General features: G+C 66.4%; 10 protein-coding genes and 1 tRNA gene. 3 read left to right on the forward strand and 8 right to left on the reverse strand.

The genetic code is table 11. From position 1 onward, the window contains the following. Positions 1 to 2 precede the first annotated feature (2 nt). The 4 genes from AC5Y49_RS03745 to lipQ all read right to left on the reverse strand — a co-directional run bounded on the left by AC5Y49_RS03745 (position 3) and on the right by lipQ (position 6,894). Positions 3 to 2,345: a glycerol-3-phosphate 1-O-acyltransferase gene (locus AC5Y49_RS03745; RefSeq protein ID WP_499884414.1), complete on the reverse strand. Its 2,343-nt coding sequence runs from the start codon at positions 2,343 to 2,345 to the stop codon at positions 3 to 5. Further along, on the reverse strand, positions 2,342 to 3,961 hold the full coding sequence (locus AC5Y49_RS03750) for an HAD-IB family hydrolase (protein WP_499884415.1): 1,620 nt from the start codon (positions 3,959 to 3,961) through the stop codon (positions 2,342 to 2,344). The genes AC5Y49_RS03745 and AC5Y49_RS03750 overlap by 4 nt, the downstream gene beginning before the upstream one ends. Then, positions 3,958 to 5,430, reverse strand: a complete 1,473-nt coding sequence (locus AC5Y49_RS03755) for a wax ester/triacylglycerol synthase family O-acyltransferase (protein WP_499884416.1) — start codon at positions 5,428 to 5,430, stop codon at positions 3,958 to 3,960. Before AC5Y49_RS03755 ends, AC5Y49_RS03750 begins: the two co-directional genes overlap by 4 nt. 183 nt (positions 5,431 to 5,613) lie before the next feature. Then, positions 5,614 to 6,894, reverse strand: a complete 1,281-nt coding sequence (gene lipQ, locus AC5Y49_RS03760) for an esterase LipQ (RefSeq protein WP_499884417.1) — start codon at positions 6,892 to 6,894, stop codon at positions 5,614 to 5,616. A 195-nt stretch (positions 6,895 to 7,089) separates the two neighbouring features. On the opposite strand from lipQ, the gene AC5Y49_RS03765 reads away from it, so the two are divergent. The 3 genes from AC5Y49_RS03765 to glgX all read left to right on the forward strand — a co-directional run bounded on the left by AC5Y49_RS03765 (position 7,090) and on the right by glgX (position 10,178). Next, positions 7,090 to 7,163 (forward strand) — tRNA-Arg (locus AC5Y49_RS03765). 67 nt (positions 7,164 to 7,230) lie between these two features. Then, entirely contained in the window at positions 7,231 to 7,983 is a 753-nt protein-coding gene (locus tag AC5Y49_RS03770; RefSeq protein ID WP_499884418.1) for an enoyl-CoA hydratase, read from the forward strand. 29 nt (positions 7,984 to 8,012) lie between these two features. Next, positions 8,013 to 10,178 (forward strand): glycogen debranching protein GlgX, encoded by a 2,166-nt coding sequence (glgX, locus tag AC5Y49_RS03775; protein WP_499884419.1) that lies wholly within the window; start codon positions 8,013 to 8,015, stop codon positions 10,176 to 10,178. A 9-nt stretch (positions 10,179 to 10,187) separates the two neighbouring features. On the opposite strand, the gene AC5Y49_RS03780 is transcribed toward glgX, so the two are convergent. Genes AC5Y49_RS03780 through AC5Y49_RS03795 form a run of 4 tightly spaced genes read right to left on the reverse strand, consistent with a single transcriptional unit; the run spans position 10,188 to position 14,651 of the window. Further along, positions 10,188 to 11,006 (reverse strand): HpcH/HpaI aldolase/citrate lyase family protein, encoded by an 819-nt coding sequence (locus AC5Y49_RS03780; RefSeq protein ID WP_499884420.1) that lies wholly within the window; start codon positions 11,004 to 11,006, stop codon positions 10,188 to 10,190. After that, entirely contained in the window at positions 11,006 to 11,500 is a 495-nt protein-coding gene (locus AC5Y49_RS03785) for a MaoC family dehydratase (protein WP_499884421.1), read from the reverse strand. Before AC5Y49_RS03785 ends, AC5Y49_RS03780 begins: the two co-directional genes overlap by 1 nt. Beyond that, complete coding sequence (locus tag AC5Y49_RS03790; RefSeq protein ID WP_499884422.1) at positions 11,497 to 12,657, reverse strand: acyl-CoA dehydrogenase family protein; 1,161 nt, start codon at positions 12,655 to 12,657, stop codon at positions 11,497 to 11,499. Before AC5Y49_RS03790 ends, AC5Y49_RS03785 begins: the two co-directional genes overlap by 4 nt. Next, positions 12,654 to 14,651, reverse strand: a complete 1,998-nt coding sequence (locus tag AC5Y49_RS03795) for an acetyl/propionyl/methylcrotonyl-CoA carboxylase subunit alpha (RefSeq protein WP_499884423.1) — start codon at positions 14,649 to 14,651, stop codon at positions 12,654 to 12,656. The genes AC5Y49_RS03790 and AC5Y49_RS03795 overlap by 4 nt, the downstream gene beginning before the upstream one ends. Positions 14,652 to 14,654: the final 3 nt, after the last annotated feature.

The raw sequence follows: 14,654 nt of genomic DNA on the forward strand, positions 1-14,654 counted from the left end.
GGCTAGCTTGCCGCGCGCCGCCGGGCCTCGACTTCACGGGCGACGAACTGGTGGCGCGCGATCTGCGCCACGTGGTCGAAATCGTGCAGAATCTCTCGCAGCTCGCGCCTGAACGCGTTGCGCCGCTCAGCCAGGTCTGCGGCAGGCTCCAACAGGTGCTGGTCGGCGACCACCTGGCGGGCGGTGGCGAACAACAGCGTCGACACCGGTTCGCTGCTGCTGACCCGGCCCTGCGCGACGTATTGGCGGCCGACGCCGAGCGCCAGCTGCGTCAATTCTTTCTCACCGATATCGGCCGGGGCGTCGCGCAGGACGTCGGAGACAATCTCGTACGCCTCGAAAAAAACCCGAAGCATGGCGTCTGACATCAACGGTCGCTTCTCGAAGAGCATCGCGTCGATCCGGTCGCCGCCCGCTGCGACGTGAGCTTCCCAATCCTGATGCCACGCCATCTCTTCGGCGATGTTGTCCCGGAACGCCGCTGAATCGGCGAAGTAGAAGTCGAATTTCAGCAGGTCTCTCAGCCGCATCGCCTGTTTCCAGAACGCCTCCACCCGATCGCCGTCGGCGTGCCCGGCATGGGCCAGCGCCAGTTCGACGATCGCGGTCTCCAGAAAGGCGTGGATCACCGAGTTTCGGTAAAACGCTGCGGCGTGCTCGTCTTCGGGTGCGATGCGCCACACCGGTTCTCGGCCACCGTCCACGCGGGTGACCGGATGCCCATTGGACAGCGCATCCACCGCCGCGCGAACACCCTCCGGGGTGCGTAGCCGCAGCGCACTGGTAGACACCGGGGTTTGTTTGCGCTCGAGGTAGTCCAGCGAATCCTGCAGGGTGTGGTGCAGCTGGCCAAGCGTCAACGCCACGCCGTGGGTGGTCAGTAGTAGCGCAGACACCAGCCCGGTGGCGTTCACCGGGGTTGCCCGTAGGATCCGCCACGCGACCTCGAACGACATCTTCTGCAGGGCAAGGCGTCTGGCGGCTTCGTCTTGCGCTATCGAGCCGCCCGGCGGCCCAAGGTGCTGGCGCATCGAGACGGCCTCGGGAAAGCGGACATAGATTTTGCCGTAGTTGCGTTCGCCCTGCGCTTTGATGAAGTTGTACAGCCAGCTGAAGCCCTCGGGCCGCTTTTCGCCGCCGCGTGCATAGGCGGCATATTCGGCGGTTTCATGCAACTGGTCGAAACTGATCGAAACCCCTTGCAGCAGAATGTCGTCGCTGCGACCGTCCAGATACGCGTCGGCCACATAACTCATCAGTCCAAGTTTGGGCGGCAGCATCTTGCCGGTGCGCGAGCGGGTGCCCTCGATTGACCAGCTCAGGTTGAATCGCTTCTCGACGACGTAGCCGACGTACTCTTTGAGCACGTATTTGTACAGCGGGTCGTTGCCGATGTTGCGCCGGATGAAGATGACGCCGGAGCGACGCAGCAATGGGCCCATCACACCGAATGCCAGATTGATGCCGGCGAAGACGTGCACTGGGGGAAGCCGGTTTTCCTGCATCGCCACCGGCATCACCGCACCGTCGATGTAGGACCGGTGCGAGAACAGCAGCACCGCCGGATGGGTTTCCAGCGCGGTGCGCATCGCCGCTACCTGGTACTCGTCGTAGTCGATTTCCGGCTCGAATCCTCGGCTGAGCATTCGGCCCAGGACGGACACCATGTCGACGGACACCCGGCTCCACCCAGTGGCGAGTTCATCCAGCATCTCGCCGGCTTTCTCGACAGTGGCCCCCGGGATCTTCTCCAGCCCGGCGCGAAAACGCGCGGATGCCAATATCTCCGGCCGCACCAGTCGCGGCGATTTGTATTGCGGTCCCAGAATTCGGTATTCGGCGCGTTCCATCGCCAACAGCGCGCGACGGGTGACGAAGTGCGCGAAATCCCGTGGATTTTCGCCCACCGTGATGTCCCGCCACTGCTGACGCAGCTCGGAGACCTTCGCCGATTCGCCGGCCACCACTCGGGCCCGAGAAGGCTCGGAGCGCACGATCTGCCGCTGCTGGCGCTCGCTGGGGTGATACGGGTCCCGTCCCGGCAGCAGCGCCGACACGCGACTCAATGCCGACGCGTCGGCACGCGGCATCCAGAATACCCGCACCGGCACGATCGACCGGTCCTCGTCGATCTCGAGCTGCTCGACGAGTTGCGCGAAGTCGGCGGGCTGCGCGTGGCGCGGCGGTAGCCGCAACACCACGATTTTGGTCTCCGGGTGGCGGGTGCGCTGTCCGTCCAGCCAGCGCTCAAGCAGATCCGCTTCGACCGGTGAGGACACCGACGCCAACACCAGGGTGTCGTCGGTCGTGGTGAATGCGCTGGGATCGGCGGCAACCGACGTCACGATCGTCCTTTCGGCCGTGGTGCGCGTCGTTGAGGCTCGGCCTTCGCCGCCTTGTTGGCAGGCGCTTTACGGGACTTTGTCGCGCGTTTGCGCGGTGCGGACTTGGTGACCCGGCTGTATAACGCGGCTTCGGGGAGTTCGTCGACGGGCCAGTCGGCTAGCGCGTCCAGATACAGTTGGCGAACTTCGGCGATCCGGTCCGGCAGCGCGTCCAGCGTCCAGTTGCTCACCGAAATCGGCGGGAAGACAGCGACATCGACGGTGCCGGGGTTCATCGTGCTGGAGTTCCGGGCGGCGACGACCTCGGCGTTGCGGATCACGATCGGGACGATGGGAATCCCCACTGCCATCGCCATGCGGAAGGCGCCTTTTTTGAACGGTCCGACGGTTGTGGTGTCCAGCCGGGTGCCCTCGGGCGCAATCACGATCGAAAGCCCGTTTTTGGCGCGCTCTTCGGCCTCGTGCAGCATCTCCACCGCAGCGTTCGGATCGTCGCGGTCGATGAAGACGGTGTCCAGCAGCTTGCCGAGCGTGCCCATGACCGGGTCGCTGGCCAGTTCCTTCTTGCCGACGCCGACCCAGTTGTCGCGCACCAGCGCCGCGGTGATCACCGGGTCGGCCTGGTTGCGGTGATTGAAGATGAACACCGCCGGCCGCTGCACGGTCAGGTTCTCGCCGCCGACGACCTTGAGGTGTACACCGCTGGCGGCCAGCAACAGCTGCGACCAGGTTGAGGTGAAGAAGTTCACGCCGCGGCGCCGGCTGCGGGTCAGCAGACCGATCCCGACCGCACCGGCGGCGACCGGAACCATCGAGCCGATGCCGACCGCCGCGCGCAGCGGCCCGGTGATCCCGCCGCCGCCGCGGCTGGTGAATCGCAGAATGGGCCAGCCGCGCCGACGCGCGACGGCGGCCATCTTGCCTTCCGGATTGGTCGGTCGCGGGTTGCCGACCAAATACATCAACGCGACATCCTCGTCGCCGTCGGCGTAGAAGTAGCTGTCCGTCAAGTCGATGTCGTGCTCGGCGGCAAAGCCCTGCACGGCCGTGGCTTTGCCCGGTCCCCACAGAATCGGTTTCACCACGCCGCCGGTGAGCACCCCGTTCTCGTCGGTCTCGAACTTGTTCGTCAACGTGTTGGGAATGCCGAGGAACCGGGCCACCGGCTCGACCTGCAAGGTCAGCGCCGAGGAACTGAGCACCACGGTGTGACCGCGAGCTTGATGCGCGCGCACCAATTCCCGCATCTCCGGATAGATCCGGCTCTCGATTTTCTGGGCGAACAACCGCTCGCCGATTTCTTCCATATCGCTCATCGGGCGTCCGCGCAGCGCCGAGGAGGCCTTGAGGATGAGTTCCTCGAACTCGATGCGGCCGAGCTGGTGGTTCAGGCCGGCCTGGATCATGCCGATCAGTTCACCTACGCCCATCTCGCGACGGCGGAAACGCTCCTGGGTCAAGATCACCCCGGTGAATCCCGCGACCAGGGTTCCGTCCATGTCGAAGAACGCGCCGATCTTGGGGCCGGGCGGGCTGGCCATGATCTCGGCCACCGAGCCGGGCAACCGAAGATCACGGGGCGTCTTTCGCGGCGAGCGCTCCTCAGCGGCCGTCATGAGCCCGATGCCGATCGGGTCGACTCAGCGGACACGGCGGCGAAGGACGCGGGCACCGCGTGCGGCGCAGGCTCGCCGGCCAGCGCGAGGATCTCGTCGAAACCCTCCAACAGACAGCGGGCGAACAATTCCTCATGCCGGACGGCGGCCCGGTCGTAACGCGCGGTGATCGTGCACATCCCGCCCCGCGATATCAGCACGACCATTATCGCCACGCCGGGCAAGGGGCCAATGCCGTACTGGCGCAGGACTTTTGCGCCGGCGATGTAGGTGTCACCCGGATAGACGGGCACGTTGCTGGCCTGCACGTCGGCGCTGACCACCGAGCCGGTCATCGACTCCAGCAATGGCGCGGGCAGCACACTGAGCACCGGTGCGATGGACCCGATGATGTCCATGGCCGGCTCTTCGCGGCGCTGCGTCATCTGCGCGCGGATCTTGCGCATCCGAGCCACCGGATCGGCCGTTCCCAGCGGCGCGGCCAGGTTGACGCCGGTGAACCGGTTGCCGCCGGCGGGATCGGCTTCGGCGCGCAAATTCACCGGTACCGCCATCGGCAACGTGGCAATCGGCACACCGAGGGCATCGTGGTAGCGGCCCAGCGCCCCGCACAGCCCGGCCAGATAGGCGTCGTTGATCGATCCGCCGCCGCTCTTGGCGGCTCGGTGCAGATCCGACAGCGGGATGTCGAGCGCCTCGGTGCGGGTGGCCAGGCTACGCCGGCGCAGCAGCGGCGACGGTTCGGCGGCCCGGCTCATCACCCGGACCCCCGAGCGGGCGTAGCTCAGCGCTCCGGCCAGCGCCGATGCCGGGCGCAGCATCGTCCGGCCGACCGCCGACGCCGCTCCCCACACCGCGCCCCGCACGCCGTCGACCACCGCTCCGGGCAGCTGGTTGATGCCTTCGCGCATCAAATCGTTGGCAGACAGATCTTGCGGAATGGGTTGCGGCGGCGCGGGCACGGCCGGTGGATCCCGCTCGAGGTCGTAGATGTGCGCGAACATCTCCACGCTGCCGACACCGTCGGTGACGGCATGCGACAAGTGCAGCAGGGTGGCTGCCCGTCCGTCGGCGAGCCCCTCGATCAGGGTGGCGGTCCACAGCGGGCGCGCGATGTCCATCGGCGACTGCAGCATCACCTCGGCGAGGTCGACCACTTCGCGTAGGGTGCCCGGCGCCGCGACGCGCATCCGTCGCACATGGAAGTCCAGGTTGAAGTCCGGATCGACGACCCAGCGCGGTGCAGCCGTCGGCAGCGTCGGCACGACGACTTTCTGCCGCAGCCGCAACACGCGCCGGGATGCATTGTCGAATCGGGTCCGAAAACGCTCCCAGTCCGGGGTGGTGTCCAGAATTTCCAGTGCCATGATCCCCGAGCGGGTCCGTGGGTTGGCTTCTCCGCGGTGCAGCAGATAATCGACCGCTCCCAGCGCGATGGGCAATCCGGCCGCGTCGACGGACTCAGCCATCCTGGCCACCCCCAGCTCGACGCGTCAGCCCTGACTTCGCCACTCCGCCCTCCGTTTCGCACGCTCACACAACGCTAGTCTGGTTGACGCGGCGGCGGTAGCCGAATGTGCGGATCGGCTCACTGGAATGAACACCGATGGAATTGCAAGCGAAATAGCCTGGCGGGCGGAGGAATTGGTAATTCAGCCGGTCGCGCGGCGGGCAATTGGGGTCGCCGATGTAACCCGTTTGCGCAAAACACGTCTGCGGGAGCGGAGATAACGCCCATATACAACACCGAAAAAGTCGGCGACGGCATCGGCCACCAGCTGTGACCGGACGGTTCCTACCGTGTCGAAGGCGTGGTGAGCGTTGGGCAGCTCGGCGTGGCACACAGTGTGCGCGCCCGCGTCGCGTAGCGCGGTCGCAAAAGTCTGGGCCTGCGCCCGCGGAATCAACGAATCGTTCTCGCCGTGCAAGACGAAAAACGGCGGAGCGCCATTGTGCGCGTGTGAAATCGGCGACGCCGATTCGAACAGTCCCGGGTCGTCGGCATAGCGCTTTTGCATCACGAAGCGCTCCAGGAACGGCAGCATCAGCTCGTGCATTTTCGCGGTGTCGGTGAAGTCGTAGACGCCGTAATAGGGTGCGGCGGCCTGAACGGTGGTGTCGGTCTCTTCGAATCCGGGCTGCAGCCGGCCGTCGTTAGCGGTGAGCGCCGCCAACGAAGCCAGGTGGGCGCCTGCCGAGCCACCGGTGACCGCGATGAAGTTCGGGTCACCGCCGTAGTCGGCGATGTTGTCGCGGACCCACGCGATCGCCCGCTTGACGTCGACGATGTGGGCCGGCCACGCCTTGCCCGGGCTCCTGCTGTAATCGATCGACACGCAGATCCAGCCGAGTTCGACCAGCCGGCCCATCAGCGGATAGGCCTGGCCCCGTTTGCCGTTGATGGCCCACCCGCCGCCTGGGACTTGGATCAGGACCGGGGCCTGACATCCTTCCGCCAAGTCGGGATGACGCCAGATGTCCAGCAGGTTGTGACGGCCTCCCGGCCCGTAGGCGATATTCGACGTCTTGGCCGCGTAGCGGCGGCGATGCCCGGCGACGTGCAGCACGCCACGGCGGGCACATTCGGGCCGGTCGGTGACGGGGTGGGCCACCAGGTCGCGGAAATTCGGTCCGAAGGACTCCTCGAGCGCCGCGCCCAGGATGTGGTCGGCCCGCTGGGCCGCCCAGGTCGTCGCGACCCGGCCTACCGAGAGGGGAGTCACCCCGGACAGCGCGTGCCCGGTCACTACGTGTGGGGGAAATTCCGCCGACAACCAGCCCGCGAACCAGCCCAACAGCGATGGGGACCCGCGCAACAGCAGCGCTCCGGTGCGATAGGCGTCGATCGGGACGGCCGCCAACTCGCGTCCCTGTCGCAGCGCTTCGGCACCCGCCCGCGAGCACCGAGTCGTCACCGTCATGGCCATGCTCATAACACCGCCGCTCCTCGCAATTGGCCACACGCGTCGCTGCCGCGTGCTGCTTTCGGCCTTCGGTAGCGTACGTGTGTCGCGGCTCACACACTAGCGAATCGTCGTTCCGGCCCAGGGGATTTCGCGCGGCGTTGCGTGTCCGGGCTGAGCGTTTCGCGTCGTTGGATACACTGACCTGGGCATAAAACTTTTCCGGCCCCCGTAGCTCAGCTGGACAGAGCGCATGACTTCTAATCTTGTGGTCGCAGGTTCGAGTCCTGCCGGGGGCGCCGACCTGACACTGATGTGACAGCTGGGGCATTTGAGGCGCCCAGATCCAACCCACGGAGGTGCCCTGTGCCCGATCTCGTGCGTTACGCCGTCGACAATCGCGTCGCGCTGATCACCGTCAACGATCCTGACCGGCGCAACGCCGTCTCCGCCGCGATGTCCGCGCAGCTGCGGACCGCCGTCGAGCGGGCCGAGGCCGATCCGGACGTGCACGCCGTCGTTGTCACCGGCGCCGGCAAGGCGTTTTGCGCCGGAGCTGATCTGACCGCCCTGGGTGAGGCGGCCGAGGAAGGACTGTTGCAGATCTACGACGGCTTCATGGCCGTCGGCAAGTGCACGTTGCCCACGATCGCGGCGGTCAACGGCGCGGCTGTCGGCGCCGGGCTGAACCTGGCGCTGGCCGCCGACGTGCGCATCGCGGGGCCCGCCGCGGTGTTCGACGCCCGGTTCCAGAAGCTGGGACTGCACCCCGGCGGCGGTGCCACCTGGATGCTGCAACGGGCGGTCGGTCCGCAGGTCGCCCGCGCTGCCTTGCTCTTCGGTATGCGGTTTGACGCGGAATCGTCTGTGCGCCACGGGTTGGCGCTCAGCATTGCCGATGATCCGGTGGCCGCCGCGCTGGAGTTGGCCGCCGGACCTGCGTCTGCCCCGCGCGAGGTCGTGCTGGAGACCAAGGCCACGATGCGCGCCACCGCCAACCCAGGTTCAGTCGACGACGAGCAGCACGAGTCGGCCAAGCGCACCGAGCTCGGCCCGCAGGCCAAATCCATTCGGTCGCCGGAATTCGCCGCAAGGTTGGCCGCGGCGCGGCGCGGGTAACCGCTTTCGGAACAACCGGGAGGGGCGTCATGACCGAAACTGTCGACTCAGTCGGCCAGCAGGCGGCGGCCAACGCATGGGAACAGTGGCCCGGCAAGGCGTATCCACTGGGCGCAACGTACGACGGGTCGGGTACCAATTTCGCGGTGTTCAGCGAGGTCGCCGAGAAGGTGGAGCTGTGCCTGTTTGACACCGACGGCGTTGAGTCCAGAGTGGCGTTGCTCGAAGTGGACGGATTCGTCTGGCACGGCTTCCTGCCCGAAGTCGAGCCGGGTCAGCACTACGGCTATCGGGTGCACGGGCCGTATGACCCGCCCGCCGGGCACCGGTGCAATCCGAACAAGCTGCTGATCGATCCGTACGCCAAGGCGATCGACGGCAACTTCGAGTGGGACCAGTCGCTGTTCAGTTACAACTTCGGCGATCCCGACAGCCGCAATGACGACGACTCCGCGCCGCACATGCCGAAGGCGGTGGTGATCAACCCGTTCTTCGACTGGGGCGCCGATCGGCCGCCGGGCCACGAGTACGCCGACACAGTCATCTACGAGACCCACGTCAAGGGCCTGACCCAACTGCATCCCGATATCCCGGAGCGGATGCGCGGCACCTACGCCGGCATCGCGCACCCGGCGATCATCGAGCACCTGCAGAGTCTGGGGATTACCGCTATCGAGCTGATGCCGGTACACCACTTCGCGAACGACTCGACGCTGGTCGACAAGGGACTGTCAAACTACTGGGGCTACAACACGATCGGGTTTTTCGCACCTGATTTCAAGTACACCTCCAGCACCACCCCCGGCGGTCAGGTGCAGGAGTTCAAAGCCATGGTGCGCACCCTGCATGAAGCCGGTATCGAGGTGATACTCGACGTCGTCTACAACCACACCGCCGAAGGCAACCATCTGGGTCCGACGCTGTCGATGCGCGGAATCGACAACGCCGGTTACTACCAGTTGGTCGACGACGACCGGCAGTATTACATGGACTACACCGGAACCGGTAACAGCCTCAACGTGGGACATCCGCACACGCTGCAACTGATAATGGACTCGTTGCGCTACTGGGTCATTGAGATGCACGTCGACGGTTTCCGATTCGACCTGGCCTCGACGCTGGCCCGCGAATTCTACGACGTCGACCGGCTGTCGGCGTTTTTCGAACTCGTCCAACAGGATCCGACGGTCAGTCAGGTCAAGCTGATCGCCGAGCCGTGGGACGTCGGACCGGGCGGCTACCAGGTGGGTAATTTCCCGCCGCAATGGACCGAGTGGAACGGCAAATTCCGCGACACGGTTCGCGATTACTGGCGCGGCGAGCCGGCGACGCTCGACGAGTTCGCTTCCCGGCTGACCGGCTCGGCGGATCTCTACGAACACACTGCCCGGCGCCCGGTGGCCTCGATCAATTTCGTCACCGCACACGACGGGTTCACGCTTCGGGACCTGGTCTCCTACAACGAGAAACACAACGAAGCCAACAAAGAAGACAACAACGACGGCGAGAGCAACAACAAGTCCTGGAACTGTGGTGTCGAAGGCGCGACCGACGATCCCGACGTCAACGTGCTACGTGCTCGTCAGCAGCGCAACTTTCTGGCGACAACGCTGTTGTCGCAAGGTGTTCCGATGATTTCCCACGGTGACGAGCTGGGCCGTACTCAGGACGGCAACAACAACGGATTCTGCCAGGACAATGAGCTCACCTGGGTTCATTGGGATAAGGCGGACACCGAGCTGGTCGACTTCACGCGTCAGGTTTCCGCGCTGCGCACCGCTCACCCGGTGTTTCGCCGCCGCCGCTTCTTCAACGGGTTGCCGGTACGGCGCCGCGGCGCCGAAGGGCTGCCCGACATCTCCTGGCTGCAGCCCGACGGGTCGGAAATGAGCGACGAGGACTGGGAGTCCGGATTCGGTAAGTCGATCGCCGTCTACCTGAACGGCTTGGGTCTGCCCGACCTTGACAGCCGTGGGCAGCGGGTGACCGATGACTCATTTTTCCTGTGCTTCAACGCGCACCACGAGCCGATCGAGTTCACGCTGCCGCCAGCGGAATTCGGCCAGGCCTGGATGCCGGTCGTCGACACTGCCGAGTTGGCCGCGAATGGCGAAGAGCAAGAACCCATCACCGCTGGCGGCACCGTTCGCGTGGAGGCACGGGCGATGGTGGTGCTGCAAGCCGACGCTGACTGACTGGGACTGCTACGCGCCAGAGTCGGCCGCCAGCTTCACGATCCGCTGCGCTCGCCGCAACACCGGTGCGTCCACCATGACGCCGTCGAATGCAAAGACGCCGCGGTTATCGGCGGCGGCGGCCAGCACGCGACGCGCCCACTGCACCTGGTCGGCCGAGGGCGCGTAGCCGGCGCGGATCACCGGGACCTGGCTGGGATGGATAGCAACCTTAGCGTCGAAGCCGACCGCGACGGCGTCGTCGACCTCGCCGCGCAGCCCGTCAAGGTCTTTGATGTCGAGATAGACCGAGTCGAGCGCGAGGCGGCCGTAGGCCTTGGCCGCCAGCAGCGACTGCGAACGGACGTGACGCGCCACTTCGCGGTAGCTACCGTCCGGGTAGCGGTTATTGGTGCCGCCGAGCACGGCGAACAGGTCTTCGGCACCCCACATCACCGCGACAGCATTGCCGGCGCGGACGTTCTCGGTGACCCTGAGCGCGCCCAGTGGTGACTCGACCAGCACGATGACATCGCGCGGCGCCAGCGCAGCGACCTGTTCGGGCGCTTCGCATTTGGGCAACATCACGGTGTCGTAGCGGGTACGTGCCAATGCTTCCAGGTCGGGCTGCTGGTCGGCGGTGCCGAATGGGTTGACCCGCACCACGGTGCGCGCGGGGTCGAGCGGGACGTCGACGAGCGCTTGGCGCGCGGTCGGCCTGTCCGCCGCAGCGACCCCGTCCTCGAGATCGAGGATCACGACATCGGCTGCCGCCGCGGCTTTTTCGAACCGCTCCGGGCGATCGGCCGGACAAAACAGCCACGCCGGTCCGGGATTCTGCAGGCCCATCAGCCGGCGGCCTCGGCCGGGCGCATCCGCACCATAGTCTTGCGGGACGCGGTGGCCACGACATCACCGTGCTGGTTGCGCCCGGTGTGCGCGAACGTCACGATGCCCTCCCCTGGCCGACTCTTGGATTCCCGTTTCTCGGTGATCACGGTTTCGGCATACAACGTGTCACCGTGGAACAGCGGTTTGGGGAACGCGATTTCGGAGAATCCCAGGTTGCCGACGATCGTGCCCTGGGTCAGCTGTGCGACCGATAATCCGACCAGCGTCGACAGCGTGAACATCGAGTTGACCAGCCGCTGATTGAACGGCGGCAGCGCGTCGGAGAACGCGGCGTCCAGGTGCAGCGCCTGGGTGTTCATCGTCAACGTCGTGAACAACACATTGTCGGCTTCGGTAATCGTCCGGCCGGGGCGGTGCAGATAGCGCACGCCGGTCTCGAACTCCTCGAACCACAATCCGCGCTGGATCACTTCGCGCTCATGCGAACTCACAGGCCCACCTCTCGGGCGATCAGCATCAACTGCACTTCGCTGGTGCCCTCGCCGATTTCCAGGATCTTGCTGTCCCGGTAGTGACGGGCCACCGGGAACTCGTTGATGAATCCGTAGCCGCCGTGGATCTGGGTGGCGTCGCGGGCGTTGTCCATCGCCGCCTCGCTGGCCACCAACTTGGCGATCGCGGCTTGCTTCTTGAACGGTTTGCCGGCCAGCATTAGCGCGGCGGCGTCGTAGTAGGCGGTGCGGGCGGTGTGGGCGCGCGCCTCCATCCGCGCGATGGTGAACTCGATGGCCTGATAGCGGCTGATCGGCTGGCCGAACGCCTCACGCTCCCGCGCGTATTTGACGCTCTCGTCCACACAGCCCTGGGCCGCGCCGGTGGACAGCGCGGCGATCGCAATCCGGCCCTCGTCGAGAATGCGCAGGAAGTTCGCATACCCGCGGCCGCGTTCGCCAAGCAGGTTTTCCTCGGGCACCCGCACGTCCTCGAAGGTCAGCGGGTGGGTGTCGGAAGCCTTCCAACCGACCTTGTCGTAGGCCGGTTCGACGGTGAACCCCTTGGTGGGCCGCGGCACCAGGATCGACGATATCTCTTTTCGCCCATCCCGTTCACCGGTGACCGCGGTGACCGTGACCAGTTTGGTGATGTCGGTGCCAGAGTTGGTGATGAATTGTTTGGACCCGTTGATCACCCAGTCGCCGTTGTCGAGGCGCGCGGTGGTCTTGGTGGCGCCGGCATCGGTGCCGCCACCGGGTTCGGTCAGGCCGAACGCGCCCAGTGCACGCCCACTGGCCAACTGCGGCAACCATTCCCGCTTCTGCTCATCGCTGCCGAACCGGTAGATCGGCATGGCGCCCAATGACACACCGGCCTCGAGGGTGATCGCCACGCTCTGGTCGACCTTGCCCAGTTCCTCCAGGGCCAGGCACAGCGCGAAGTAGTCGCCGCCCATGCCGCCCCACTCCTCGGGAAACGGCAGGCCGAACAGACCCATGTCGGCCATCCCGGAGACGACCTCATAGGGAAATGAATGCTCGGCGTCGTGGTGGGCCGCGACCGGCGCGACGACGCTCTGCGCGAAATCGCGCACGGTTTTGGCCAGCTGTTGATACTCGTCGGGAAGCATCCCGGTCGCCAGAAAATCAGTCATTGGTCATCCTTTGTTATTGCTGTGGTATCCACCGTGATTCGGGCCAACGGCTGGCCCACCTTCACCTGGTCGCCGACCCCGACCAGAAGCTGCACGACGCCGTCGACGGGGGCCGACAGCGCATGCTCCATCTTCATCGCCTCGACGGTGACGACGACGGTCCCCGCCGTGACTTCGGCGCCGTCCTCGACGCCCACCGCGACGACGGACCCAGGCATCGGGCTGGTCAATTCGGCGTCACCGCTGTGCGCGTCGTCAGGGCGTACGGGTGCTTCGCGCACCTCCTCGAGCACCACGGTAGCGCCGCTGCCGGCCAACCAAATGTGGTGGTCTGCTTCGGCGACGGTGTACTCGGTCCGCATCCCATCCAGGGTGATCGCCAGCCGGCTTCCGCTGAATTCTGCCCGCAGCGAACGGTTTTCGCCGTCTTCGATGCGCGCCGTGGCGCCGGCGGGACTTCCGGTGAGGTGGACGTGGTCGGTGCGGTCACCGGCGCGTAGCCGAATGCTCACCGGCGCGGCCGCCCCGACGCGCCAGCCGGACGGCACCTCCCACAGATCGGCGACCGGCGCCGGCCAGAGCCGCAACCACCGGCAGGCCGCCGCGGCGATGAACTGGTCGTCGGTGGGCGGCGCCGCGGCGAAATCGCCGGCCCGCCGGTCCAGCAGCCCGGTGTCGAGTCGACCCGCTGCGACGTCGGGGTCGGCCAGCAAAAACCGGGCGAACTCGACATTGGTGACCACACCGAGCACCGCGGTCTCCGATAGCGCCCGGTCGAGTGTGCGCAGCGCGGCCGGCCGGTCTGTGCCATGGGCGATGACTTTGGCCAGCATCGGGTCGTAGTCGCTGCCGACGACCATTCCGGTGCGCAAGCCCGAGTCCACCCGCACGCCAGAACCGTTGGGTTTGACCAGCTCCAGCACTTCGCCGCCGGTGGGCAAAAAGCCGTGGGCGGGATCCTCGGCGTAAACCCGGGCTTCGATGGCGTGCCCGTGCATGGCGATATCCGGTTGTCCTGCGGTCAGCTTTTCCCCGGCGGCGATGCGGACCTGCCACTCGACCAGGTCCCAGCCGGTCACCATCTCGGTGACCGGATGCTCGACCTGCAGCCGGGTGTTCATCTCCATGAAGAAGAACTCGTCGGGCCGGTCAGCCGAGACGATGAACTCCACTGTGCCGGCGCCGGTGTAGTCCACGCTGCGCGCGGTGTCGCAGGCCGCTGCGCCGATGCGGGCCCGGGTCTCGGCGTCCAGCAGCGGCGACGGTGCTTCCTCGATGACTTTCTGATGCCGTCGCTGCAGGCTGCACTCCCGCTCGCCCAGGTGCACCACGTTGCCGTAGCCATCAGCCATGACCTGGACTTCGATATGCCGGGGCCGCAACACGAATCGCTCCAGAAAGAGGGTGTCGTCGCCGAACGCGGCGGCCGACTCGCGGCGCGCGCTCGCCAATGCGGCGGGCAGGTCGGCGGGCCGCTCGACCAGCCGCATGCCTTTGCCTCCCCCGCCGGCCGACGGCTTGACCAGCACGGGGTAGCCGATGTCGTCGGCGGCGGCGATCAGCTCGGCGTCGGTCAGGCCCGGCCGGGCGATACCGGGGACCACCGGGACGCCGAACGCCGCCACGGTGGCCTTGGCGGCGATCTTGTCGCCCATCGTCTGGATGGCCGCCACCGGCGGGCCGATGAAGGTCACTCCTGCCGCGGTCAGTGCGGCTGCGAAATCGGCGTTCTCGGAGAGGAACCCATACCCGGGATGCACCGCTTGTGCCCCGGTGCGCTGTGCTGCGTCGACGACGGCGGCGATGTTGAGGTAGCTGTCCCGGGCGGGTGCCGGTCCGATCGCCACGGCCAGGTCCGCTTCGGCGACGTGGCGGGCGGCGGCGTCGACCTCGCTGTACACGGCCACCGCGCGGATGCCCATGGCCTTCAACGTACGAATCACCCGGACGGCGATTTCACCGCGGTTGGCGACCAAAACAGTATCGAAGCTCATCAC

The organism is Mycobacterium sp. NGS62, from assembly GCF_059812285.1.

Bases quoted from the DNA above. Each gene is read 5' to 3' on its own strand.
- lipQ (WP_499884417.1), bottom strand. From the start codon at position 6,894: ATGAGCATGGCCATGACGGTGACGACTCGGTGCTCGCGGGCGGGTGCC.
- AC5Y49_RS03750 (WP_499884415.1), bottom strand. From the start codon at position 3,961: ATGACGGCCGCTGAGGAGCGCTCGCCGCGAAAGACGCCCCGTGATCTT.
- glgX (WP_499884419.1), top strand. From the start codon at position 8,013: ATGACCGAAACTGTCGACTCAGTCGGCCAGCAGGCGGCGGCCAACGCA.
- AC5Y49_RS03795 (WP_499884423.1), bottom strand. From the start codon at position 14,651: ATGAGCTTCGATACTGTTTTGGTCGCCAACCGCGGTGAAATCGCCGTC.
- AC5Y49_RS03755 (WP_499884416.1), bottom strand. From the start codon at position 5,430: ATGGCTGAGTCCGTCGACGCGGCCGGATTGCCCATCGCGCTGGGAGCG.
- AC5Y49_RS03780 (WP_499884420.1), bottom strand. From the start codon at position 11,006: ATGGGCCTGCAGAATCCCGGACCGGCGTGGCTGTTTTGTCCGGCCGAT.
- AC5Y49_RS03790 (WP_499884422.1), bottom strand. From the start codon at position 12,657: ATGACTGATTTTCTGGCGACCGGGATGCTTCCCGACGAGTATCAACAG.